We start from the raw sequence: 23,439 nt of genomic DNA on the forward strand, positions 1-23,439 counted from the left end.
TTGAATAACGATTTTAGGTAGCAAAATCTGCAATCTAAAATCGTTAATCATCAATCTAAAATCTTTAAAAGTTTAATTTCATCCCATCCGAAATGGTGTTCATCCCCTCAGTAACTATTATGGCATCTGCATCCAAACCGCTTAGGATTTCGGTTACATTGTCTGAGGACTGTCCTATTGTAACAATCACTTTTTTGGCAATACCTGTTTTTCCGGTTGAGTTGGCTACGGTATATACAAAGTTGTTTTTCTTTGAATCCTGTTGAATCACATTTGTTGGAACAACCACAGCATTTTTGCTAACATAATCAATCACTTTCAGTTTGGCCACTTGGTTAGGACGCAATAAATTTTCTGGATTTGGAACACTAACTTCGATTCCGAAACTTCTGTTGTTTGGATTGATGAAATTACCTATTTGACGCACTTTTCCTTTGTAGGTTTTGCCCAATGAAGATAAGTATACATCCACTTCGGTACCGATTTTTAGTTTTCCGATATACGTTTCCGGAATAGAAGTGGAAACATACATATTGCCTAGATTTACGATTCGCATTAATCCTTTTGGACTGGCTGAAACAACTTCTCCTTTTTCAACAAAAAGTTCATCAATAGTTCCTGAAAACGGCGCTCTGATTACTGTTTTGGCTATTTGAGCTTTGATTTGGGCTACTGATTTTTGAGCAGAAATCATTTGGGTTTGAGCCTGAAGGTATTGGATTTCAGAACCAATCTTTTGACTCCATAGATTTTTTTGACGCTCAAAAGTAGTTTTGGCAAGAGCATATTGATTTTCGGCACTGGCCAATTGTTGACTCATACCTCCATCATCCGTGCGTCCTAAAACTTGCCCTTTGCTTACTTTTTGTCCCGCTTTTACATTCAACTCCACTAAGTTTCCTGGAAATTCAGGTTGAATCAATACATTTTCATTGGTATTAATATTTCCTTGTACTTCAAGATAATGGTTGAATAAAGTGTCTTTCAATTTTACGGCAGTAACCAACGCTTCTACTTCTTTGTTTACATCCAAAGTAGCCAATGCTTCGTCAATTTGGGTAAGTTGCGTTTGCAGTTCGGCTTTTTTTGCGGTTAATGCTTTTGCGTCTTTGGATGCAATGATACTCTCGACTGATTGGTTTTTCTCGGATGAATTACAGGCAATCAATACAATTGAAAGGGTGGTTAAGATTAGTATCTTTTTCATATATGTAGAATTTATTTGTTAGAGGTGATATATGTTATCGCCTTTTGTTTATTGGGGTTTGTTTGCAACAAACTTTCTGTTAGTGGCGATTTCATATGTTTATATTTAATGGTAGTGTCGTTATTTAGTGGTAATTTTTTCTAAACTGGCTTTTTTGTTGATGATGTTAACCATCGTTTGCAGGTACTTTTGTTGAGCACTATACAATTGACGTTGAGCATCATTGAAATCAAAACTGGTTGAAAGTCCTTCGGTAAATTTAATTTGCTGTTTTTTCTCAATTCTTTCTGCCAGATTCAAATTGCTTTTTGCGGTTTCATAATCGGCGATGCTGTATTCGTATTCGCTTTTTGCGGTAGCATATTGCAATTTTAATTTTTGTTCAGTTTCACTTAAAACCGTTTTTGCTTGATCCAAAGCAATTTTGGCCTGTTGTGTTCTGGAGCTTCTGGCCAAACTGCTGAAAATAGGAACATTCAGACCAAGTCCGATATTCGAATAGTTAAACCAGTTTTGGTTTTGGCTAAAAAAATCAAACTCATCTTTAAAAGCGGTATACCCAAAATTAACTTTTGCTTCCAGTGAAGGTAAAGCTTTGCTTCTTTGAAGTTTGTATTCTAATGTTCTTTGTTCTTCAAAATTGGTGGCTATTCTATAATTGATATTACTGTTCACGTCAAATTCGGTATTGGAAAAAGAAAGGTCCATATTTTGTATGGTCAGAATATCTAATTTGTCGGTTAATGTGATTTGGTCATTAATGTCAATACCCAAATTAATTTTTAGCATTTTATAGGTGATATCCAGTAAGCGCTTGTTATAATTTAAGGTGCTTTCCAATGAAGCTAATGTTATTTCCAGTTGTTCAACACTTTCTTCTTCGATTAAACCATTTTTGTAAATGGCTTTGGTGTCGTTCAACGTTTTTTGTAGGGAAGCAATGTTTTTTTCTAGGATTGCTATGTTTTCTTGGGCCAATAACACATTTCCATAAGAGTTGATAACCATTTCTTTGATGTCAATATCCGATCTTCTTTTGGCGTTTTCATAATAAGCCAAATAGGTTTTTGAAGCCTGAAGTGCCACTATGTAAGAACCGTCAAAAATAAGTTGGCTTAAAGTGGAATGAGCTACCATATTGTATTTGGTTCCAAAGGCAACTTCGATATAGTCTCCAGGTTTTCCTCCAGCGAATTCAGCAGGAATTACCGATTTTTGTAACACAAAATTATTGGTAAAATCCACACCGGCATTAATTTGCGGCAAACCCATTGCGGTAGTTTCCCATTTTTTTTCTCTGGCCGCTTCGATATCGCGACCAGAATTGATAGCCGAGTAATTATTTTCGAGAGCATGGTCTATGGCTTGCTGTAATGTAAAGCTGTAACTCTTAGGCGAGTCTTGTGCCTTGACGCTCAAAGCCAAAAGGGTAAGGGTTAGAATGAATATATTCTTCATTATATATTGGTTTTAAGTAATTGTTTTTCAAGTTCGGCTATTCCTTTTGGTGTTGCCATCGCTCTGGTGTGGTATTCCAGTGCCTGTAGTTCGAGTTTTGTAGCTTCTCTTTCGGAAATAGTGTTCTCCTTGATACTAAAAATTAACGAGTAATAAAATTTCACATAAACATCAATGTCCAAATCATTTCGGTATAAATCTTGTTGAATCCCTTTTTCTATGTTTTGTTTGAAACACATATTACATTCGTCCAATTCTCTGTTAATTACCTTTTGATAGATTTCGGGATAATGTTTTTTCAATTGGTATAATGGAGAAGTATCTGTGGCCTGAAACATTTCCTTAAACATTTTCCGAATCTCAAAATTCTCTTCAATCGCATTGTAATCTTTGGCAACAATGGTATTTATGACTTCATGAACGGTTTTGTGAACCATTTCCGTGCTTTCTTCGATCAATATTTCTTTGTTGCAAAAATATTTATAAATCGTTTTTTTGGAAATGCACATTTCACCAGCAATATCATCCATAGTGACACTTTTAAAACCAAGTTTTAAAAATAAATCACTTGCTTTGGATATGATTTTTTCTTTCATTTTGTTCTATATGTGGTTGTAAGTTAGTTGGTTAATGTAAAAGTGTAAAAGAAATATATTCAGTCAAATTGGATTTTTATCGATTTTATTGATGAACGAATTCTAAATTGGCTATAAGTTTAATGTCAGAACCAACGGCGTATCCTCCATTATTAAAATAGGTATTATGATTCAGTCCAAAATCCTTTCGGTTGATGTTTCCCGTAATTTCAAATGATGCTTTTTGAACTCCATTGTAGTTGTTGTAACCAATGAATTCGGTGTCCAATTCCACTTCCTTTGTAATATTTTTGATTGTCAAATGTCCTTTTAGGAAATTGATGTTTTTATTTATCTTTTGAAAAGAAGTCGATTTGAACTCAATGACAGGAGTTTCATCATAGTCAAAAAAGTCGATTAATTTCAAATCGGAGTTTCTATTTTTGTCGTTCGCTTTCAATGAAAATTCAATGGAGGCATCTTCGACTTCGTTGTTTTGTATGGCAACGTGTCCTTTAAAATTATTTTTGGATCCAGACATGTAGTCAATCAAAGAATGTCTCGTCTTTATCAATACGTCTGATTCGTTAGAATCAATTTCCCATTCGTTTTTCATGTTTTCTGATTTTTGTAATAATTTTGTAATGCAAATATAGATAAGGAAACTTTATAAACAAAATAAGTTTCCGCTGTTTTATTTTGATTGTATTGAAAATTAGATGATTATGTTTTTAGCAGGGTCAGAGTGCTATAATGTAGGCGAGCTCTGTTCTATTTTATCTTTTACGTCTGTAACTAATTAGATGAAAAAAATCCTGAAGAAACAAAGAATAAAAAATTAGCTAATTAAACCTTGTTAGCATTGTTGGTCTCTATACGTTAAGTAAATTTCCCATGACTCTTTGGAAGAGTAAAGAATTTTCTCTATCGCTAAATGAATGAGTTGAAATAATCAGGAATAAATGATTTCTTCATACAATTCTGATAATCGCTTTCGCAAATGTAAAACAGCATACCGTTTTCGCGAAAGCAATGTGTTGACCGAGATACCCGTTTCTGTGGATATTTCTTTGAATGACAAACCGTCTAATTCCGTTTTTTCAAAAACTTCCCTTTGTTCCTGAGGCAATTCTGACAATGCGTCTTCTAGTTCCACCCACAATAAAGAGCGTAAGTACTCTGTTTCGGGAGATGGTGATGTTTGTTTACTGAATAGCATTTCGGAAATATCTTTCAGGACATCATCATAGTCATCGTTTTGGTACGAAGGTAATTCTTCTTCATGCTTCTTAATTTGTTTATTGATTATCATGTTGCGAGCTACCCGGTACAGCCAAGCTGCCACTTGCTCAATGGGATTCATCGCAGTATCCACTTTTGCCAGTTGGTAAAAAACGTCCTGTAAAATGTCTTCTGCGTCTTCCTTGTTTGAAACGCGTTTACGGATAAACGCGTTCAATCTAGGTTTATAGGTTGTTACCAGAGTTCCGACATCCTGCCGTTGGTTATTACTCATTATCTTTTTTGTCGAAATCAGTTCTTTCAAAATCAAAATCGCTATCATCAAAGAAATTTCTGCGACCAAATCTTCCTCCGCACATGCGCTCTTTACGCTTGCTTATGAATTCTTTTCGTTCTTCAGGAGTCATGCTCGTCCATTTTTCACGTAAACCTTTTCTATGATGCATTCCGCCAAATCGGTGTCCTCCTGAGTGCCCGAAACCTCCGAACAAAAGACGTGAAAGTACAAGTAATCCCAATGCTTGCCAAAAACTGATAATTCCCAATCCGAATATGCTAGGAATAAGCGAATTCCACAACAACATTACTGCAAAAGTAAATCCTACAGCTGCTCCGATGCCAAGCAATACCATTCCTGCTATTTTAAAACCTTTTCTTTTCATTTTATAATTTTTTATTTGTTTTTAAATTCATTTCTAGAAGCCTTCTATTTATGTAGACAAATGAACAGGATATATATTTTACAGAAATGCTGTTTTTTTTAATTTTTTTTTGAAAGTACGAATAACATTGGATAAAATTACTGTAATGTGTCTGTTGTAAAGGCTCTTCAAGAGTGAAATTTTTTTTGGTATGGAAACAATTTCAATTTTGTTGCGTATATCCAAGGGGACGGATAAAGTTTTGATTACTAGCGTACAAAATTTATTTGTAAATATTATTTATTAAATTTGAAAGGCAATACAACTACCCTTTTTCTCAGACCAAACTCCCCAAATTAAGGTCGATTAGAGTGATTTTGCAAGACCTATAAATGAATTAGTGGTCATTGTAAGATGTTCGCAAAAACAACAACGAATGATAAAATGATAATTAGAGACAAGATATGAGAAAGATAATTGCAGCTATCAATATGACACTTGACGGGGTTTTCGATCATACGGCAGGAATTCCCGATGAAGAAATTCATCAGCATTATACGGAACTATTAAAAGAAGGAGATGCAATTCTATACGGCAGAATAACCTATCAACTTATGCAATATTGGCAAACTTTGGTTAAAAATCCTTCAGGGGAAAAATCAATGGACGACTTTGCTATGGCTATTGACAAAATTCCAAAAATCGTCTTTTCACATTCGCTGAAGAATACCGATTGGGACAGCGCTAAATTGTCAAATCAAACAATTGAAGAAGAAGTTTTAGAACTCAAGCAACAATCGGGTGGAGCGATTTTAGTTGGTAGCCGGAGTTTAATCATACAGTTAATGAAACTTAATTTGATTGATGAATATCAATTTTGTGTTTATCCTGTGATAGCGGGAACCGGTTTGCCGTTATTTGAAAATATAAACGAAAGGACTATTCTTAAACTTATAAAAACTAAAACCTTTAGTGGTGGTGCAGTAATCCTTTACTACGAACTGAAAAAAGAATAGAAAAAATGAATCGCTAACAGAGTTTTGGCGTAAAGTCGGGTGAAGCGTTTCTATTAAACAGTGGTGATAAAAATTCGCATATATTGACATTGTATTTACTTTTTAAAAACTAAAATTATAGTTAGCATGAGAAAAATAATTGTTTTGTCCTTTATTTCATTAGATGGAGTAATGCAAGCACCCGGTGGACCCGAGGAAGATCCGTCGGAAGGTTTCAAATTTGGCGGATGGAGCGCACCGTTCGATGATGAAGTTGGTGGCAGAGTAGTGCAAAAAGAACTGGAACAACCTGCAGATTATCTTTTGGGCAGGAAAACATTTGAGATTTGGGAATCCTTCTGGCCGGAACATGCCGATATTTGGCCTGGTATCAATGATGGTAAAAAATATGTTATGTCTAATACGGTTACTACATCAGGCTGGAAAAACACTGCATTTATCGAAAGTTTGGAAGATATAAAAAAGCTAAAAAATTCAGATGGTTTGGATATTCAAGTTTGGGGCAGCAGTAAATTAGTAAAACTATTGCTTAAGAATGATTTGGTGGACGAACTCAGTCTCAAAATTCACCCGCTGATTCTTGGTGAAGGAAAAAAGTTGTTTGATGATGGATCGATTCCTGCAGCTTATACTTTAACGGAAAGTGTGGTCACACCATCCGGAGTGATTATTGCCAAATACAAACGTGGCGGAGAAGTCGAGACCGGTACAATGGGAGCTTAAGGAGAAACGAAATTTAAAAGAGCTATTTATAACAACCCTAAAAATAAAAATTAATAAGATGGCCACAACAGAACTATTTATAAAAATGACATTCGACAGATGGAATGGATCCATTACGAATTTGAATGCAATTCTCAATAGTATAACTGACGAAGCTTTGCAAAAGGAAATTGCACCGGGCAAAAACAGAGGGATTTATTTATTGGGACATTTAATAGCAGTACACGACGAAATGCTGAAACTATTGGATTTGGGTGAAAAACTTTATCCCGAATTGTATGAGCCGTTTATTAAATCGCCTGACAAAGCAGTAACGCAAATTCCAACGGCAGCAGAATTGAGAAATTTTTGGGCCAAACAATGTGAAGTATTAAAACAAAAATTTGATAGCTTGAAACCCGAAGAATGGTTTGAAAAACATACCGCAGTCTCTGCCGAAGATTTTGTTAATGAACCCCATCGCAATAAGTTAAATATCATCATCACCAGAACCTCCCATTTGCAATACCATTCAGGTCAGTTAGTATTACTTAAATAATTTTTAAAAAATAGAAATCATGGCACTTATCAATCCTCACGTTAACTTCAATGGGAATGCCGAAGAAGCATTCAATTTTTACAAATCAGTATTTGGTGGAAAGTTCGAAAGAATTGTTCGTTTCAAAGACATATCAAACGATGAATATCCGGTACCCGAAAAGGAAGCCAATAAAATAATGCACATTGCTTTATCTATTGGCCCAAATTTTTTGATGGGCAATGACGTTCCGGAAATTATGGGTAAAGTAAATGAAAATGAAAACAGATCTAAAATATGTGTTATGCCAGCAAGTCGTGATGAAGCCGACAAGCTGTTTAACGGACTTTCGGCAGGCGGAAATGTTGAATACCCTATTGGTGACAGCCCTTGGGGTTCTTATTTTGGTATGTTTAGAGACAAATACGGCATTGAATGGATGATCGATTTTGTAGCAAAAGTATAACCAGGGACGGCTTTAGACCTATCCCCCCGCTCCGCAAAGTCTCATGACTTTGCGTTTTTTACAAGTTCTTGAAAACTCAAAATAGGATAAAAGTCTCCCGACTTTTTCCGAAAAGAGCATTGTTAAATCCATAAAAAAGGGCTTTCAATATATTTGAAAGCCCTTTTTTGAATTAGTAAGCAACCTATTTTTAAACCGTATGCTTCGGATTAAAACCATCCTCGCTTAGTTCTTTATGATCATAATCGGCAACCATTTCGGCTTCATAATCGATTTTTTCACCTTTAGATAATTTGGCTTTGATTTTCTCCATGATTTCATAAATAACAGGAACAATAATCAAGGTTAGGAATAACGATGAAATCAATCCGCCAATAATTACCCAAGCCAAACCGTTTTTCCATTCGGCACCAGCTCCAGAAGCCAATGCAATAGGGAACATACCGAAAACCATCGCAATTGTTGTCATCAAAATAGGACGAAGACGAGCGTGATTCGCTTGAATCAATGCTCTTCTGATAGATTCTCCTGCGGCTCTTCGTTGGTTGGTGTAATCCACAAGCATAATCGCATTTTTACACACCAGACCAATTAACATAATGATACCCAAAATGGTAAATATATTCAATGTGTTATTCGTCAATGCCAAAGCCAGCATCGCTCCAATAAACGAAAGCGGAATAGCAAACAATACCACAAACGGGTGCATAAAACTATCATACAAACCAACCATTACAAGGTAAACCAAGACAATAGCGGCCAATAAAGCAATTCCTAAAGTACCAAAACCTTCGCTTTGATTTTCTTGATCACCACCCCAAATGTAATTTACACCAACTGGTTTTTTAAGTTTGTCCAGTTTCGCTTGCCATTGTGTTACAATAGTTCCTGTTGGAACCCCAACGTTTTGACCTTGTACCGTTACCGAAGCCGATTTGTCACGACGTTCCAATTGGCTAGGTCCTGAACCTTCAGTAATAGCAGCAAACTGTGACAATTTTATTTGTTGACCCGCATTGTTGATGAAAATCAGATTACTTACGTCAGTAATATTTTTTCTGTCAAAAGCATTGTATTTAATGTTGATGTCATATTCGTATTCACCAGCTCTAAACTTACCATCAGTATTACCACTATAAGCAGTTTGCATCGTCATACCTACAGTTTGTAGTGTTAGTCCTAACGCAGCCATTTTATCACGATCAACCTGTACATTGATTTCAGGATTTCCGTCTTCAACGGTTAATTTAATTTCGGTTGTTCCTGGAATGGTACGCAATTCAGCTTCGGCTAATTTGGCGAAAGCCATGGCAGCTTCTGTAGAAGGCCCTGTTACAATCAGTCCAAGTTTTGCATTTTCGGCAGTACCTAAAATTCCAACTGGAACTGTTTTTACTTTGGCTCCAACCAATACTTTTTCCAATTTACGTTTGATTTTTGCAGCATATACTGAAGCATCATCTGTACGTTCTGCTTGGTCAATCATTTTTACGTCAATCTCCGCTTTGTAAGCAGTAGCTTGTGCAGCACCCATACCTTCACTGGTTTGTCCTACAGTCGTAATCTGGCTGTGAACATACTCTTCGTTTTTCAAAAAGGCTTCCGCTTTTTGAGTCATAAAGTTAGATTGTTCCAATGAAGCGTCTTTTGGCATTTCGATTTGAACTAAGAACTCCCCACTATCTGAAGAGGCAAAGAATTCTCCACCAATAAAACCACCACCCATTAATCCGATTGTTGATCCGAAGAACAAGACAAGTACAACAGCAATTGTTTTGAAATAATGATCCAAACACCAGTTTAATAATCCAGTAACCCAGTTTGTAAAACGAGTTAAATAACTTTCGAATCCAAGTATCGTTTTCCCGAACAAGTTTTTGCCTTCAATATGTTCCAATTTCCCAAAACGAGAAGACAACCACGGAATAATAGTAAACGAAGCCAACAATGAAAACAATGTTGAAATAATTACGGTAACACAAAACTGTGTAATAATATTGGATACCAATCCAGAACTCATTGCAATTGGTAAAAACACCACCACAATTACCAATGTAATCGAAGTTACAGTTCCACCAATTTCGGCAGTACCGTCAAAGGCTGCACGAACACGGCTTTTACCCATTTCCATATGCCTGTAGATATTTTCCAATACCACAATCGCATCATCGACCAGAATACCCACAACAAGTGAAAGTCCCAATAAACTCATCAAGTTCAACGTATATCCCATTAGGTAAATTCCGATGAAGGTCGCAATTAACGAAACAGGAATCGAAACCATTACAATCAATGAGTTTCTGATACTGTGTAAGAAGAACAACATTACAAAGGCAACCAATACTACCGCGATCATTAAATCGTGAATTACAGAATCTGCAGCTTCCAGGGTATAAACCGTACTGTCTTTGGCTATTTCCAGTTTTAATTGATTGGTTTTATAATCGCTTTCTAATTTACTAATGCTTTTATGCAATAGTTCACTTACCGCTACGGCATTCGCATCTGATTGTTTAATTACCTGTAAAATAATCGCGCTTTTTTGATCGACGCGAGAAATTTTCTCGGCAATTTTTTGAGCATCTTGTACGTCGGCAATATCTCTCAAACGAATTTCAATTCCGCCTTTCGAAGAAACAACCAAGTTTCTTAGTTCTTCAACATTCTTGTATTTTCCGGCAAGACGAATTAATATTTTTTGATTACGGGTTTGGATGTTTCCTGTTGGGAAATCCAAGTTCGAAGTCAGAATAACTTGTTGTACTTGTGGAACCGAAAGTCCGTAACCTTGCATTTTTACGGCATCAAGATTCACTTGAATCTCTCTTTCCTGACCACCAATAATATTTACCTGAGCCACACCGGTTACACGGGATAAAACGGGAGCGATTTTTTTATCGATCAAATCATAAAAAGCAGCTTCGTCCATTTTTCCGTTGGCACCAATAGTCATAATCGGTAAATCGCTCAACGAGAATTTAGATAAGGACGGTGTTTTGGCATCATCCGGTAAATCACTTATCAAAGCATTGATTTTTCGTTGTGCGTCATTCATCGAAATATCAACTTTTGCCTGTGTTGTCAATGTAACCGTAACTACAGACAAACTTTCGTATGATTTGGAATCAATCTTTTTGATGTTTTCCAAAGAGGCGATTCCGTCCTCAATTTTTTTGGTAACCGTATTTTCGACCTCACTTGGAGAAGCTCCAGGATAAACGGTGGCAATGGTGATAACGTTTTGTTCGAATTTAGGAATCAATTCATAGCCCAATTGGCTATAGCTGAACAGTCCACCAAGGGTAAGAATCGTAAACAATACAATTATCAACGACGGACGTTTTATGGATATTTCTGCTAATTTCATATTTCTTTATTTTGGTCTTGAAGTTTTATGATAGTTCGCGAAGAATAGCAAACATTTTTTTGCCACAGATTAAAAAGATTAGCACAGATTTCTCCTCTAATGTGAATGCAATCTGTGAAAATCTTTTTAATCTGTGGATAATTATATCAGTTTGGTATTAGTCAGGGTTAATCATATTACAATTATTTAATAATTTCTACTGTATTACCGTCTTGCAAGTTAATTTGCCCTGTAACAATTACAGTTTCACCATCAGATAATCCGTCAACTATTTCTACTTGTTCTCCTATAATTCTTCCAGAGACTACTTTTTTCAATTTAGCGATACCATTTTCTACAACAAAAACTTCATTACTGCTCACACTTCCTACGAAAGCATTTCTAGGAACTACTTTTAATTGTAGTTTTTGTTTAGAACCAAAATTGGCAGTTCCGTACATTCCCGCTTTTAAGCTTTTGTCAGCGTTGTTTTCGATTTCAAGTTCCACTGGGAAATTCAGGCTTTCATCAGCTTTGGCAGCAATAAAAGTAATTTTCCCTGCAAATGTTTTATCAGGAAATACACTTGAAGTAACGTTTATAGTGTTTCCTAATTTCAAACTCGCTACTTGACTTTCATTTACCGTAACTTTTAATTTCAATTTAGATACATTCACAATGTCAAACATTGCAGTTGCTGGCATTCCTGTCAAAATAGAACCTGGCTCAATGTATTTTTTATTGATAAAACCTTTAATTGGAGCTTTTACTTTAGTGTCTCCTACGTTGATGTTGGCTTGTTTCAAGTTGTTTCCGGCATTGGTCAGAGCCAATTTTGCCTGATCCAATTGTTGTTTGGTCACACCACCTGTTTTAAAAGCGTTTTCATAACGGTCATAATCCGATTTTGCATTGTCATAAGTTGCTTTTGCAGTTTGTGCATTTACGTTTATAACGTCGCTTCTAACGATTACCAATGTTTGACCAACATTTACATAATCACCTTCTTTTACTAAAACACTGATTACTTTACCTGATTTTTCAGCAGAAAAAGTCAATTCTTGAATTGGTTCAAAATTTCCATTGGCTAAGAAATCCAATGAAACATCTTCTGTTTTTACCTGAGCTGTTTTTACGGATACCGCTGCATTTTTTTCGGCAACAATATCAGTTTTAGCTTTGTTCTCCGCTTTATTCTTATTTAAAGTAAAAGCGATAAGCGCTAATGCTCCTAAAATTACGGCTATGGTTATTATATTCTTTTTCATCTTGTTTTAGTTTAATAGGGTTTTAAGTTCTCCTTTTGATTTGATTAATGATATTTCTGCTATTTTGTAGGCTAATACAGCTCTGGTATAATTGTTCTGTGCTTCAAGTGATGCGTTTTCGGCATCCAATAAATCAGTCAATGATGCTAAACCTTGTAGATAATTGTTTTTGGTATTTTTCAAAATATCTCCGGCCAAACGCATATTTTCTTTTTGATTTCTGATGGTTATAATGTTGTTCTCAATTTGAGTTTTAGCGTTTCTGTAATCTAAATCAAGAGAAAGTTGCGTGTCTTTAATGTCTTCTTGTAACGTTCTGATGTCAACATCAGCTTGTCTTACTCTGGCACGAGTTCCAAAACCAGTAAAAATAGGCACTCTCAAATTCAATCCAATTGCAGAGTAATCCGACCAATAAACACCATCGGCAGGTTTTGCAAAAAGAGGTACTTCTGGTCCTTGTCCTATGTAGTTGTATCCAGCCACCAAAGAAAGTGTTGGGTAATATTCCGCTTTAATGGCAGTTTTTTGAAATTGCAATAATTCTTCTTGTTTTTTCAAAAGCAAGTATTCCGTTCTGTTTTCAGTATTTGGCGCTTCAGATAGTGCAGCTGGTGTTGCTTCAAATTCTGTTTTAGGAATCACGATTTCAGTTTCAATAGGCATTCCCATAAAAAACTTCAATGCATTTTCCTGTAATTGAATTTGGTTTTTGATTTGTTGACGATCCGTATCAATGTTAGACATTTTTACGATGATTCGGTCCAAGTCAATTTTTTTGGCCAAGCCATTATCAAATTGTCCTTTTACAATGTCGCGAACCTTTGAGGTATTCACATAATTGCTGTCCAATAAAGCCAATCTTTCGCGTTGTACGTAAACAGAGTAGTAGTTGTTGGCTACTTTTTCAATTACTTGTTCTTCTGTTAATTGATTGTTTATTTGATAGAATTCACGAGTGGTTTGCGCCGCTCTCAATCCTGTAAAAACAGATTGGTCAAAAATCGTTTGGCTTAATGAAACTCCGGCGCCCGATGTCCATTTTTGTCCAAAAGAAGCCTGAATTGTAGTTCCTGGAGCACCAAAAGCAGATCCGTCAATTACATTGGTTTGTAAAATAGGATTATAGGTTAAGCTTCCGTTTGCTGTGATATGTGGCAAAGCTCTTGAGCGAACTTCTTCGATTTGGTATTCACTGTTTTCAACACTTAATCTTGCTTTTTTAGCATCGGCTTTGTTCTCGAGTGCGTAGGTAATTGCCGCTTTTAGCGTAAGCGGATTTGTTGCTGTTGTGCTTACCCCTTGGGATTGTGCGGTGAGAGCAAAGGTTAAGAATGTTAATAAAAGTATTCTCTTCATGATAAAGTTGGATTTTGTAATTGTTTTTCTAGTTCTATTATTCCACTAGGTGTTGCCATTGCTCTAGTGTGATATTCTAATGCTTCTAATTCTAATTTCTGTGATTCTTTTTCAGAACTCGTCATCCCGTGAATGCTGAAAATAAGGTTGTAATAAAATTTAACATAGATGTCGATATCCAAATTTTCCCGGTATAAACCCTGTTGAATCCCTTTCTCAATATTTTGTTTAAAGACCGTGTTGCATTCGTTTATTTCCCTAGACATTACTTTGTCATAGATTTCAGGGTAATGTTTTTTCAATTGATGAGCTGGTGAAGCTTCTCCAGATTTAAACATTTCTTTGAACATCTTTTTGATTTCGAAATTTTCTTTGATTGCATTGTGATTTTTTGCTGCGATTGTATCAATGCTTTCATGAATCGTTTTATGGACCATCTCGGTGCTCTCTGCGATTAGAATTTCTTTGTTACAAAAAAATTTGTAAATCGTTTTTTTTGAAATGCACATTTCACAGGCAATGTCATCCATAGTTACACTCTTAAAACCAAGTTTTAAGAAGAGTTCTGTTGCTTTTGATATAATTTTCTCTTTCATTTTATGGGTAACTTATTGTAATAAAAATTTGGAATAATACAGTAAAAGTTAGTTGTCAAATGAGTTTTGGGTTGTTATTGTGCTTTATAAGAACTGGTTATTCTTAATGTGAAAATTCTAAGTTGGCAATGAGTTTAATGTCTCTGCCTATCGGGTGACCTCCATTTGGTGAAAGAATATTGTAATTCAGTCCAAATTCTTTACGGTTGATGTTTCCCGTAATTTCAAAAGAGGCTTTCTGAACACCATTGTAATTATTGAATCCGATAAATTCGGTATCCAACTCAACCACTTTGGTGATGTTCTTTATTGTCAAGAAGCCTTTCAGGAAATTGATGTTTTTGTTAATCTTCTGAAAAGAAGTTGATTTGAATTGTATCAAAGGCGTTTCATCTTCCTCAAAAAGATCGGTGAATTTTGGATCTTTATTTTTTTGAATCGAATTGGATTCTTTGTCATTTACATTTAATGAAAATTCAATCGATGCATCCTCCACTTCGTCATTTTGTATGGCTACGTGTCCTTTGAAATTGTTTTTGTTTCCAGGCATGTAGCCTATTAGAGAATGTCTAGATTTTATTAATACGTCTGATCCGTTTGAATCAATTGCCCATTCATTTTCCATGATTCTTATTTTAAGTAATGTTATTTCCTGATGTTTTGTTTTATAAAATTTTGATAGTGCAAATACAATGGAAACTTTAAACACTAATATAGTTTCTTTTGTTTTTGATGACGCAAATGTAAGCAGGAAACTTTAAATACCAATAAAGTTTCCAATGTTTTTTTAAAATAAATGTATAGGCAAAAACTATGCCTCTATTTTACTCCGATTTGCAAGGCAATAATTCATATTTGAATTGTATCTTTGGGCCTCGCAAATCAGATTTTCATTTATGCACGATATCAGTCAGTACCAAGATTTTTTTGTTAGTTATTTAAAAAACCAAAGTGTAAATAAAGAGCCCAAAAATCTTTATGAGCCCATAGATTATATATTGAGTTTGGGTGGGAAAAGAATACGTCCTGTTTTGACTTTAATGACTGCTGAAGTTTTTAACGCAGATTATAAAAAAGCACTTCCGGCGGCGATGGCGGTTGAGGTTTTTCATAATTTTTCGTTGGTTCATGATGATATTATGGATGATGCGCCACTGCGAAGAGGTTCGCAAACCGTTCATGAAAAATGGAATATCAACACCGGAATCCTTTCGGGTGATGCCATGTTGATTTTGGCTTATCAATATTTTGAGCAATACGAGCCAATTATTTTTAGGGATTTGGCTAAGTTATTCAGCAAAACAGCTCTCGAAGTTTGTGAAGGCCAGCAATGGGATGTCGATTTTGAAACCCGAAAAGATGTTACCATTCCGGAATACCTCAAAATGATAGAATACAAAACGGCTGTTTTGGTAGCGGCTGCCATGAAAATGGGCGCTATTATTGCCAATGTATCCGAAGAAAATGCTAATTTAATTTACGATTTTGGACTCAATTTAGGATTGGCTTTTCAATTGCAGGATGATTATTTAGACGCTTTTGGTGATCCCGAAACTTTTGGAAAACAAGTAGGAGGGGACATTATCGAAAACAAAAAAACCTATTTGTATTTAAAAACATTGGAATTTTCAACTCCTAAAAGAGCTTCGGAATTAGAGAAATTATTCAGTTCGCAATTAGAAGATAATGCCGAGAAAATAGAAATTGCAAAAGCTATTTTTAATGAATCAGGTGCATCAAGGGCTACTCAAGAAGCTATAGAAATGTATACCTTCAAGGCATTTGAAACCTTAGAGAAAATGGATATTGAACTACCTAAAAAAGAAATGCTAAGGACTTTTGGTGAAAACCTGATGGGAAGGAAGGTTTAGATTTAAGATTTCAGAATGCAGATTTTAGAAGTTTTGCATTCGATTAAACCGACCTCTTTTTAAATCTGAAATCAAAAATCGTTACCCAAGCCTTAAAGATGAACATGCGAAGCAATCATCACTCTGAAATCTAAAATCTGCAATCTAAAATCTCCATGTTTATAGCACCAATAAGTACCGATTTACTGCTCCAGGAAGCTGAGAAAGAAACGCTTTATGTTAATTTGATTGTTCAATTGAATAAGGATTTTAATTTGGCAAACGAAGCGGTAGATTTTCCAATAAGTCTGAGTCCAGACGAATTGAAAGTGCAATTGCACGAAAAAATCTACAGACTTATTCAGTACAAATTTGCCGAGTATCTTAATTTGCTTTATATCATTGATGTTTCCGAAGAGGAAGTCAAAAAACTAGACGGTTCTGATTTGGTTATTCTTGCGGAACAAGTTGCTTTTTTAATTTTGAAAAGAGAATGGCAGAAAGTTTGGTTCAGGAATAAGTACAAATAAGTCTCTAAGAATCTAAGTTACTAAGCTTCTAAGATTTTTAAGAGTTTGACTTGTAATTTAGTAAAAATGTTGTGTTATGGATTCTTTGAAGACTTAGAAACTTAGCGTCTCAGAAACTTAGTAACTTCGATTAAAAATAAGCTCTCACAAAAGGCATAAGGGCATCACCATAGACATTGTCATTTTCGTCAAATAATATATTATAGGCAAGTCCAACGGTTACATTTCCAGTTCGGTAACCCGCTCCAAGAAACAAAGCAGTATTCCAGAAATTATCGGTATAGCCACTATAGCCATTGTAGGCTTCATAATGATTATTAACATAGGATTGATTTAAATTTATCGACAGCTGAATTTGAGGAATTGGGTTAATGAAGGTGAGTATACTTGCTCCATAAATTCCGGAATCGTAATATCCTTTGGATGAAGCATAGCTGGCTTGTAAGCCTAGACCAACTGCTAAATAAGGATTTACATTATAAATAGCACTCGGAGCAATAGAGATATCAGTGTATCCACTGCCAAAACTCAATCCTAATCCACCTCCAAATTGTACATTACTCCAAAACGGACTTCTCGATTGAGGAGTTTGCTGGTATTGAGCTATTACGTTTTCGTAAAAGAGCAAGGTAAAAAAGATGAAAAGGTACTTTGTTAGGGAGGAAAAGGTAGATTTTTTCATACTTCAGGCTTTTTTTAACAAATTTTTACGTAAAAGTACGTAAAAAAATAGATTTAAATAATTTGCTTTATTGTATTTTTGCCGGACTATTTAACAAAAGTATATTCAATAACAATATTATGGATAGGTTTTCATTTTTAAACGCAGCACATACAGAATTTTTCGCGCAACTATACGATCAATATCTAGAAAATCCAGATAGCGTAGAGCCAAGTTGGAGAAGTTTTTTTCAAGGTTTTGACTTTGGGATGACCACATATAATGATGAAAATCCTGTTCAGCAAATTGTTGAAGTGTCCACTGGTACTGTGGATTGCAGTTTAGTTTCAGACAAATTGCAAAAGGAATTCAATGTATTGAAATTAATCGATGGTTACCGTTCTCGAGGTCATTTGTTTACTAAAACAAATCCAGTTCGTGATCGTAGAGTATTTACGCCAACTTTGGATATCGAAAATTTCGGATTAACAACCGCTGATTTATCAATAGTTTTTGATGCAGCGCAAGTTATAGGTATTCCGCCTAGTTCCTTACAAGATATTATAACACGTCTTAAAGCAATTTACTGCCAGCATATTGGTGTTGAATATATGTATATCAGAAATCCTGGTGTTGTAAAGTGGGTTCAAGATAAATTGGGTGTAAACAATAATCAGCCAAATTTTTCTGCGGATGAGAAAAAAAATATATTGAACAAACTGAATCAAGCAGTTTCTTTTGAGAACTTTTTGCATACTAAATATGTAGGTCAAAAACGTTTTTCACTAGAAGGAGGGGAAACAATTATTCCAGCATTGGATGCTTTAATCGAAAAAGCAGCCGAACAAGGAGTAGAGCAATTTGTAATGGGAATGGCTCACCGTGGTCGTTTGAACGTTTTGGCAAATATTTTCGGCAAATCGACTCAAGACATTTTTGGTGAATTTGACGGTAAAGATTACGATCAGGAATATTTTGATGGAGACGTAAAATACCACTTAGGTCTTACTGCCGACAAAAAAACAAGAACTGGTAAAAGCATCAATATCAATTTAGCGCCAAACCCTTCTCATTTAGAAACGGTTGGAGCTGTTATTGAAGGAATTACCAGAGCAAAACAAGAGAAATATTTCCCGGATGACTTTTCAAAAGTATTGCCGATTGCCGTTCACGGTGATGCTGCAATTGCTGGGCAAGGTATTTTGTATGAAATCATTCAAATGGCATTGCTTGACGGTTACAAAACAGGTGGTACCATTCATATCGTAATCAATAATCAGGTTGGTTTTACAACTAATTATTTAGATGCTCGTTCTTCTACATACTGTACTGATGTTGCCAAAGTAACACTTTCGCCAGTATTACACGTAAATGCAGATGATGCCGAGGCAGTTGTTCATGCAATGTCTTTTGCATTGGATTACAGAATGCAATTTGGACGTGATGTATTTATCGATTTGTTAGGATATAGAAAATACGGTCATAACGAAGGTGATGAACCTCGTTTTACTCAACCTGTTTTATATAAAATTATTGCAAAGCATCAAAATCCAAGAGACATTTATGCCGAAAAATTATTGGCAGAGCGTGTTATTGACGCTACTTATGTTAATGGTTTAGAGAAAGAATATAAAGCTACTTTGGAGGTTAATTTAGAAGCATCTCGTAAAAAAGATTTGACTATCATTACTCCATTTATGCAAAACGAATGGCAAGGTTACAAACAAGTAACAGCTGTTCAAATGTTGGAAAAAGTGGATACTTCTTATCCAAAAGAAAAATTAACTGAAATTGCCAATGCTATTTCAAACTTACCAACGGATAAAAAGTTTATTAGTAAAATTCAAAAACTAATCAACGACAGAAAAACAATGTTCTTTGAAACGGACAAATTGGATTGGGGAATGGCGGAGCATTTAGCTTACGGGTCTTTATTACAAGAAGGTTTTGACGTTCGTATTTCTGGACAGGACGTAGAAAGAGGAACTTTCTCCCACCGTCATGCCGTGGTTAAAGTAGAAGATTCAGAAGAAGAGGTAATTTTAATAAACAGTTTGAAAGATAAAAAAGGAAACTTTAATATCTTCAATTCACACTTGTCAGAATACGGTGTTTTAGGTTTTGACTACGGATACGCTTTGGCAAGTCCAAAAGCGTTGACCATTTGGGAAGCACAATTTGGAGATTTCTCAAACGGAGCCCAAATTATGATTGACCAATATATTTCTTGTGGTGAAGATAAATGGAACAATCAAAACGGTATTGTTTTATTGTTGCCACACGGATACGAAGGACAAGGAGCAGAACACTCTTCGGCTAGAATGGAGCGTTACTTACAACTTTGTGCAAGACAAAATATGTTTGTTGCCGATTGTACTACGCCGGCCAACTTCTTCCACTTGTTACGTCGTCAATTGAAAACGGAATTCCGTAAGCCATTAATCGTATTTACTCCAAAAAGTTTACTGCGTGATCCAAGATGTGTTTCTTCTGTTGAGGAGTTGGTAAACGGAAGTTTCCAAGAAACTATTGATGATACTACAGTTAACAAGAAAGATGTAAAAACATTGGTTTTCTGTACTGGTAAATTCTATTATGATATTACTGCTGAGAGAGAAAATAACGGTAGAAAAGATGTGGCGGTAGTAAGAATTGAGCAGTTGTTCCCATTGCCAGTAGAGCAATTAAAAGCAATCATTGCCCAATATCCAAATGCCGATGATTATGTTTGGGCACAAGAAGAGCCTAAAAATATGGGAGCTTACAGTTATATGTTAATGAATTTTGATCTAGTAAAATGGAGATTGGCTTCATTACGTCAGTACGCTGCACCTGCTGCAGGTAGTTACACACGTGCAAAACGTCGTCACGCCGATGCAATCAGAATGGTATTTGACAAAACGTTATTTAGATAAAAAGAATTGTTTCAGGTTTAAAGTTTCAGGTTTAACACAGCTTGAAACTTTAAACAATTTAAACTTTAAACAAAAATTGTATGATTTTAGAAATGAAAGTCCCATCACCAGGGGAATCAATCAAAGAAGTTGAAATTGCAACTTGGTTAGTAAAGGATGGAGATTATGTAGAAAAAGACCAAGCTATTGCAGAGGTTGATTCAGACAAAGCAACTCTTGAATTGCCAGCGGAAGTAAGTGGAATTATCACGCTAAAAGCGGAAGAAGGAGATACTGTTGCTGTTGGCGCAGTAGTTTGCCTTATCGATACTGATGGCGCAAAACCAGCTGGTGCTGCACCAGTTGCTGAAGCTGCCAAAGCGGTGGAAGCACCAAAGGCTGAAGTAAAAGCAGAGGCACCAAAAGCGGCTCCTGTTGTAGCTTCTTATGCTGCAGGAACGCCATCACCAGCGGCCAAAAAAATATTGGAAGAGAAAAACATAGCTCCAGCTACTGTTACAGGTACTGGAAAAGCTGGAAGAATCACAAAGGATGATGCTGTAAATGCTGTGCCATCTATGGGAACTCCAACTGGTGGATCTCGTGGTACCGAAAGAACGAAATTGTCTATGTTACGTCGTAAAGTAGCCGAAAGATTGGTTGCTGCCAAAAACGAAACAGCAATGTTGACTACTTTCAACGAAGTAAACATGACGCCAATCAACTTGATTCGTAACGAATACAAAGATGCGTTCAAAGCAAAACATGGTGGCCTTGGTTTAGGATATATGTCATTCTTTACTAAAGCAGTTACAAGAGCCTTAGAATTGTATCCAGACGTAAACTCTATGATGGATGGTGACCATAAAATCGCTTTTGATTTTGCAGATATCTCTATCGCAGTTTCTGGACCAAAAGGATTGATGGTTCCTGTAGTTCGTAATGCTGAAAACTTGACTTTCCGTGGAGTTGAAGCTGAAATTAAAAGATTGGCACTTAGAGCTCGTGACGGACAAATCACAGTTGATGATATGACTGGAGGAACATTCACAATTACTAATGGTGGTGTTTTTGGATCTATGTTATCTACGCCAATTATCAACCCTCCTCAATCTGGAATCCTTGGAATGCACAACATTATCGAGCGTCCAATTGCCGTAAACGGTAAAGTGGAAATTCACCCAATGATGTATGTGGCTCTTTCTTATGACCACAGAATTATCGACGGTCGTGAGTCTGTTGGTTTCTTAGTTGCTGTAAAAGAAGCTTTAGAAAATCCATTAGAATTGTTGATGGGCGGTAATGCTAAAAAAGCATTGGAATTGTAGTTTGACAAATTCATGAAATAAAAAAAACCGTCTCGTTCCAAAACGAGACGGTTTTTTTGTTTATTTGCCTGACAAATCAAATACTATTTATGGCTTCAAACAAAAAACAAGCTGCTATCGGCTTTATCTTCATCACAATGTTAATCGACATTACAGGCTGGGGAATTATTATTCCAGTTATTCCAAAACTGATTAAAGAATTGATTCATGGAGATGTTAGCGAAGCAGCAAAATACGGTGGTTGGTTAACTTTTGCGTATGCGATAACCCAATTTATGTTTGCGCCACTAATTGGTAATTTGAGTGATAAATTTGGGCGAAGACCCATAATCCTAATTTCGCTTTTTGCTTTTTCCCTGGATTATATTTTATTGGCATTTGCTCCAACGATTACATGGTTATTTATAGGGAGGATAATTGCCGGACTGACAGGAGCAAGTATTTCAACAGCTTCGGCGTATATAGCCGATGTGAGTACGCCTGAAAATAGAGCCAAAAACTTTGGTATGATTGGTGTGGCTTTTGGGCTCGGATTTATAATTGGGCCTGTTATCGGAGGTGTTTTGGGGCATTATGGCTCCAGAATCCCGTTTTATGCTGCAGCAGTTTTGTGTTTACTAAATTTCTTGTACGGTTATTTTATTTTGCCCGAATCATTATCAAAGGAAAATAGGAGACCATTGAATTTGAAAAGAGCCAATCCAATTGGTGCATTTTTGAATTTAAAAAAACACCCTTCGCTATATGGATTATTATTTGCTTTGTTTTTGATTTACGTTGCGTCGCATGCGGTAGAAAGTAACTGGAGTTATTTTACCATGTACAAATTTAGCTGGGACGAAAAAATGGTCGGTATTTCACTAGGTGTTGTTGGTGTTTTAGTAAGTCTTGTTCAAGGAGGATTGATACGATGGACTAGTCGGAAATTTGGAAACGAAAAAAGTATTTATGTTGGCATGACATTATATACAATTGGAATGTTTTTGTTTGCTTTTGCTTCGGAAAGTTGGATGATGTTTCTCTTTTTGATTCCATATTGTCTTGCCGGGATTGCTGGTCCAGCATTGCGAGCCATAATTTCGAATCATGTTTTGCCATCAGAACAAGGCGAAATTCAAGGGACAATTGCGAGTTTAATGAGTGCCGCAACCATTATTGGACCACCCATAATGTCGAGCCTTTTTTATTATTTTACACATAAAGGCTCACCATTTGAATTTGCAGGAATGCCATTTATTCTTGGTGGTTTATTGATGATGGTTAGTGGTATTGTTTCATATTTTTCGTTGAAAAAATATGCTACTTCAAATACAAACAATGGTTAAAGTAATCAATAATTCCTTTGCCTTTCATTAAAACATCGGCACCAATAATTCCATGAACGGGCTTTACTTTATAGTGACTCAAAGCTTCATTGACGTGAGATAAATCAAAAATAACAAGGTCTAGTTTATTGTTTTTCCATTTGCCTAATCGAAGTTTGTTGTTTGTGGCGGTTTGTGTGAGCATACCTGTTGCTCCTGCACCCGAAGCTTTGGTTTTGGAATTTTTGGCTTCCAATGCAAAATGTTCAATACTTTCAAATCCCACACAACTGTTGGAAGCGCCCGTATCCAATATAAAATTTCCTTTGACTCCATTGATTTTTGCTTTAATCAAAAGGTGCTGTGTCTTGGTGACTTTAAACTTGACTTTTTTATAATCTACCTTCTTTAGTTTTTCGTGTAAGTTTTTCATGTGGGAAGCGACTTTTTGCAAGGTA

Annotated in this window: 22 protein-coding genes; 9 read left to right on the forward strand and 13 right to left on the reverse strand. The window is 35.8% G+C overall.

All coding sequences use genetic code 11. The features are described from left to right. Positions 1-64: 64 nt before the first annotated feature. The 6 genes from HQN62_RS03565 to HQN62_RS03590 form a co-directional block, all read right to left on the reverse strand. Entirely contained in the window at positions 65-1,207 is a 1,143-nt protein-coding gene (locus HQN62_RS03565) for an efflux RND transporter periplasmic adaptor subunit (protein WP_116796369.1), read from the reverse strand. 120 nt (positions 1,208-1,327) lie between these two features. After that, positions 1,328-2,665, reverse strand: a complete 1,338-nt coding sequence (locus HQN62_RS03570; RefSeq protein WP_116796368.1) for a TolC family protein — start codon at positions 2,663-2,665, stop codon at positions 1,328-1,330. Then, the gene (locus HQN62_RS03575) at positions 2,665-3,261 is read right to left on the reverse strand and encodes a TetR/AcrR family transcriptional regulator (RefSeq protein ID WP_173503351.1); all 597 of its coding nucleotides are present in this window, start codon (positions 3,259-3,261) and stop codon (positions 2,665-2,667) included. The genes HQN62_RS03570 and HQN62_RS03575 overlap by 1 nt, the downstream gene beginning before the upstream one ends. 85 nt (positions 3,262-3,346) lie before the next feature. Then, positions 3,347-3,856 (reverse strand): YceI family protein, encoded by a 510-nt coding sequence (locus tag HQN62_RS03580; RefSeq protein ID WP_173503352.1) that lies wholly within the window; start codon positions 3,854-3,856, stop codon positions 3,347-3,349. Positions 3,857-4,192: 336 nt separating this feature from the next. Continuing rightward, positions 4,193-4,804, reverse strand: a complete 612-nt coding sequence (locus HQN62_RS03585) for an RNA polymerase sigma factor (protein ID WP_254454471.1) — start codon at positions 4,802-4,804, stop codon at positions 4,193-4,195. Further along, positions 4,749-5,144: a hypothetical protein gene (locus tag HQN62_RS03590; RefSeq protein WP_173503353.1), complete on the reverse strand. Its 396-nt coding sequence runs from the start codon at positions 5,142-5,144 to the stop codon at positions 4,749-4,751. Before HQN62_RS03590 ends, HQN62_RS03585 begins: the two co-directional genes overlap by 56 nt. Positions 5,145-5,587: 443 nt before the next feature. Between HQN62_RS03590 and HQN62_RS03595 the strand changes: the two genes are divergently transcribed. The 4 genes from HQN62_RS03595 to HQN62_RS03610 all read left to right on the forward strand — a co-directional run bounded on the left by HQN62_RS03595 (position 5,588) and on the right by HQN62_RS03610 (position 7,845). Next, the gene (locus tag HQN62_RS03595) at positions 5,588-6,139 is read left to right on the forward strand and encodes a dihydrofolate reductase family protein (protein WP_173503354.1); all 552 of its coding nucleotides are present in this window, start codon (positions 5,588-5,590) and stop codon (positions 6,137-6,139) included. A 126-nt stretch (positions 6,140-6,265) separates the two neighbouring features. Then, the gene (locus tag HQN62_RS03600; RefSeq protein ID WP_173503355.1) at positions 6,266-6,862 is read left to right on the forward strand and encodes a dihydrofolate reductase family protein; all 597 of its coding nucleotides are present in this window, start codon (positions 6,266-6,268) and stop codon (positions 6,860-6,862) included. 58 nt (positions 6,863-6,920) lie between these two features. Then, complete coding sequence (locus HQN62_RS03605) at positions 6,921-7,400, forward strand: DinB family protein (RefSeq protein WP_173503356.1); 480 nt, start codon at positions 6,921-6,923, stop codon at positions 7,398-7,400. A 19-nt stretch (positions 7,401-7,419) separates the two neighbouring features. Next, positions 7,420-7,845: a VOC family protein gene (locus HQN62_RS03610; RefSeq protein WP_173503357.1), complete on the forward strand. Its 426-nt coding sequence runs from the start codon at positions 7,420-7,422 to the stop codon at positions 7,843-7,845. 190 nt (positions 7,846-8,035) lie between these two features. Here the strand turns inward: HQN62_RS03610 and HQN62_RS03615 are convergent, their stop codons facing one another. From HQN62_RS03615 to HQN62_RS03635, 5 genes are all read right to left on the reverse strand, one after another. After that, positions 8,036-11,212, reverse strand: a complete 3,177-nt coding sequence (locus HQN62_RS03615; protein ID WP_173503358.1) for an efflux RND transporter permease subunit — start codon at positions 11,210-11,212, stop codon at positions 8,036-8,038. A 182-nt stretch (positions 11,213-11,394) separates the two neighbouring features. After that, positions 11,395-12,459 carry an efflux RND transporter periplasmic adaptor subunit gene (locus HQN62_RS03620; RefSeq protein ID WP_173503359.1) on the reverse strand — a complete coding sequence of 355 codons (1,065 nt, stop codon included), beginning with the start codon at positions 12,457-12,459 and terminating at the stop codon, positions 11,395-11,397. 6 nt (positions 12,460-12,465) lie between these two features. Then, positions 12,466-13,818 carry a TolC family protein gene (locus HQN62_RS03625; protein ID WP_116796358.1) on the reverse strand — a complete coding sequence of 451 codons (1,353 nt, stop codon included), beginning with the start codon at positions 13,816-13,818 and terminating at the stop codon, positions 12,466-12,468. Beyond that, entirely contained in the window at positions 13,815-14,414 is a 600-nt protein-coding gene (locus HQN62_RS03630) for a TetR/AcrR family transcriptional regulator (protein ID WP_116796357.1), read from the reverse strand. Before HQN62_RS03630 ends, HQN62_RS03625 begins: the two co-directional genes overlap by 4 nt. Before the next feature lie 103 nt (positions 14,415-14,517). Then, on the reverse strand, positions 14,518-15,039 hold the full coding sequence (locus HQN62_RS03635; protein ID WP_111409744.1) for a YceI family protein: 522 nt from the start codon (positions 15,037-15,039) through the stop codon (positions 14,518-14,520). A gap of 271 nt (positions 15,040-15,310) precedes the next feature. Between HQN62_RS03635 and HQN62_RS03640 the strand changes: the two genes are divergently transcribed. After that, positions 15,311-16,285, forward strand: coding sequence for a polyprenyl synthetase family protein (locus tag HQN62_RS03640; RefSeq protein WP_173503360.1), 975 nt, complete (start codon positions 15,311-15,313; stop codon positions 16,283-16,285). A 155-nt stretch (positions 16,286-16,440) separates the two neighbouring features. After that, on the forward strand, positions 16,441-16,794 hold the full coding sequence (locus HQN62_RS03645) for a hypothetical protein (protein WP_173503361.1): 354 nt from the start codon (positions 16,441-16,443) through the stop codon (positions 16,792-16,794). A gap of 130 nt (positions 16,795-16,924) precedes the next feature. Here the strand turns inward: HQN62_RS03645 and HQN62_RS03650 are convergent, their stop codons facing one another. After that, positions 16,925-17,476 (reverse strand): hypothetical protein, encoded by a 552-nt coding sequence (locus HQN62_RS03650; RefSeq protein ID WP_173503362.1) that lies wholly within the window; start codon positions 17,474-17,476, stop codon positions 16,925-16,927. A 119-nt stretch (positions 17,477-17,595) separates the two neighbouring features. On the opposite strand from HQN62_RS03650, the gene HQN62_RS03655 reads away from it, so the two are divergent. From HQN62_RS03655 to HQN62_RS03665, 3 genes are all read left to right on the forward strand, one after another. Next, a complete protein-coding gene (locus tag HQN62_RS03655) occupies positions 17,596-20,370 on the forward strand; it encodes a 2-oxoglutarate dehydrogenase E1 component (protein WP_173503363.1) in 2,775 nt (924 codons plus the stop codon). Between the two features lie 80 nt (positions 20,371-20,450). Beyond that, positions 20,451-21,677, forward strand: coding sequence for a 2-oxoglutarate dehydrogenase complex dihydrolipoyllysine-residue succinyltransferase (odhB, locus tag HQN62_RS03660; RefSeq protein WP_173503364.1), 1,227 nt, complete (start codon positions 20,451-20,453; stop codon positions 21,675-21,677). An 89-nt stretch (positions 21,678-21,766) separates the two neighbouring features. Further along, a complete protein-coding gene (locus HQN62_RS03665) occupies positions 21,767-23,002 on the forward strand; it encodes a TCR/Tet family MFS transporter (protein ID WP_116796352.1) in 1,236 nt (411 codons plus the stop codon). On the opposite strand, the gene HQN62_RS03670 is transcribed toward HQN62_RS03665, so the two are convergent. After that, entirely contained in the window at positions 22,977-23,414 is a 438-nt protein-coding gene (locus HQN62_RS03670) for a retropepsin-like aspartic protease (RefSeq protein WP_116796351.1), read from the reverse strand. The two genes, HQN62_RS03665 and HQN62_RS03670, sit on opposite strands and share 26 nt — an antisense overlap. Positions 23,415-23,439 lie beyond the last annotated feature (25 nt).

Source organism: Flavobacterium sp. M31R6, from assembly GCF_013284035.1.
Lineage (GTDB): Bacteria > Bacteroidota > Bacteroidia > Flavobacteriales > Flavobacteriaceae > Flavobacterium.

What these genes read in the sequence shown, in the direction of transcription:
- HQN62_RS03565 (WP_116796369.1), bottom strand. Translation starts at nt 1,207, where the DNA reads ATGAAAAAGATACTAATCTTAACCACCCTTTCAATTGTATTGATTGCC.
- HQN62_RS03620 (WP_173503359.1), bottom strand. Translation starts at nt 12,459, where the DNA reads ATGAAAAAGAATATAATAACCATAGCCGTAATTTTAGGAGCATTAGCG.
- HQN62_RS03625 (WP_116796358.1), bottom strand. Translation starts at nt 13,818, where the DNA reads ATGAAGAGAATACTTTTATTAACATTCTTAACCTTTGCTCTCACCGCA.
- odhB (WP_173503364.1), top strand. Translation starts at nt 20,451, where the DNA reads ATGATTTTAGAAATGAAAGTCCCATCACCAGGGGAATCAATCAAAGAA.
- HQN62_RS03600 (WP_173503355.1), top strand. Translation starts at nt 6,266, where the DNA reads ATGAGAAAAATAATTGTTTTGTCCTTTATTTCATTAGATGGAGTAATG.
- HQN62_RS03635 (WP_111409744.1), bottom strand. Translation starts at nt 15,039, where the DNA reads ATGGAAAATGAATGGGCAATTGATTCAAACGGATCAGACGTATTAATA.
- HQN62_RS03640 (WP_173503360.1), top strand. Translation starts at nt 15,311, where the DNA reads ATGCACGATATCAGTCAGTACCAAGATTTTTTTGTTAGTTATTTAAAA.
- HQN62_RS03650 (WP_173503362.1), bottom strand. Translation starts at nt 17,476, where the DNA reads ATGAAAAAATCTACCTTTTCCTCCCTAACAAAGTACCTTTTCATCTTT.
- HQN62_RS03590 (WP_173503353.1), bottom strand. Translation starts at nt 5,144, where the DNA reads ATGAAAAGAAAAGGTTTTAAAATAGCAGGAATGGTATTGCTTGGCATC.
- HQN62_RS03610 (WP_173503357.1), top strand. Translation starts at nt 7,420, where the DNA reads ATGGCACTTATCAATCCTCACGTTAACTTCAATGGGAATGCCGAAGAA.
- HQN62_RS03605 (WP_173503356.1), top strand. Translation starts at nt 6,921, where the DNA reads ATGGCCACAACAGAACTATTTATAAAAATGACATTCGACAGATGGAAT.
- HQN62_RS03665 (WP_116796352.1), top strand. Translation starts at nt 21,767, where the DNA reads ATGGCTTCAAACAAAAAACAAGCTGCTATCGGCTTTATCTTCATCACA.
- HQN62_RS03580 (WP_173503352.1), bottom strand. Translation starts at nt 3,856, where the DNA reads ATGAAAAACGAATGGGAAATTGATTCTAACGAATCAGACGTATTGATA.
- HQN62_RS03570 (WP_116796368.1), bottom strand. Translation starts at nt 2,665, where the DNA reads ATGAAGAATATATTCATTCTAACCCTTACCCTTTTGGCTTTGAGCGTC.
- HQN62_RS03645 (WP_173503361.1), top strand. Translation starts at nt 16,441, where the DNA reads ATGTTTATAGCACCAATAAGTACCGATTTACTGCTCCAGGAAGCTGAG.
- HQN62_RS03630 (WP_116796357.1), bottom strand. Translation starts at nt 14,414, where the DNA reads ATGAAAGAGAAAATTATATCAAAAGCAACAGAACTCTTCTTAAAACTT.
- HQN62_RS03615 (WP_173503358.1), bottom strand. Translation starts at nt 11,212, where the DNA reads ATGAAATTAGCAGAAATATCCATAAAACGTCCGTCGTTGATAATTGTA.
- HQN62_RS03655 (WP_173503363.1), top strand. Translation starts at nt 17,596, where the DNA reads ATGGATAGGTTTTCATTTTTAAACGCAGCACATACAGAATTTTTCGCG.
- HQN62_RS03595 (WP_173503354.1), top strand. Translation starts at nt 5,588, where the DNA reads ATGAGAAAGATAATTGCAGCTATCAATATGACACTTGACGGGGTTTTC.
- HQN62_RS03670 (WP_116796351.1), bottom strand. Translation starts at nt 23,414, where the DNA reads ATGAAAAACTTACACGAAAAACTAAAGAAGGTAGATTATAAAAAAGTC.
- HQN62_RS03585 (WP_254454471.1), bottom strand. Translation starts at nt 4,804, where the DNA reads ATGATAGCGATTTTGATTTTGAAAGAACTGATTTCGACAAAAAAGATA.
- HQN62_RS03575 (WP_173503351.1), bottom strand. Translation starts at nt 3,261, where the DNA reads ATGAAAGAAAAAATCATATCCAAAGCAAGTGATTTATTTTTAAAACTT.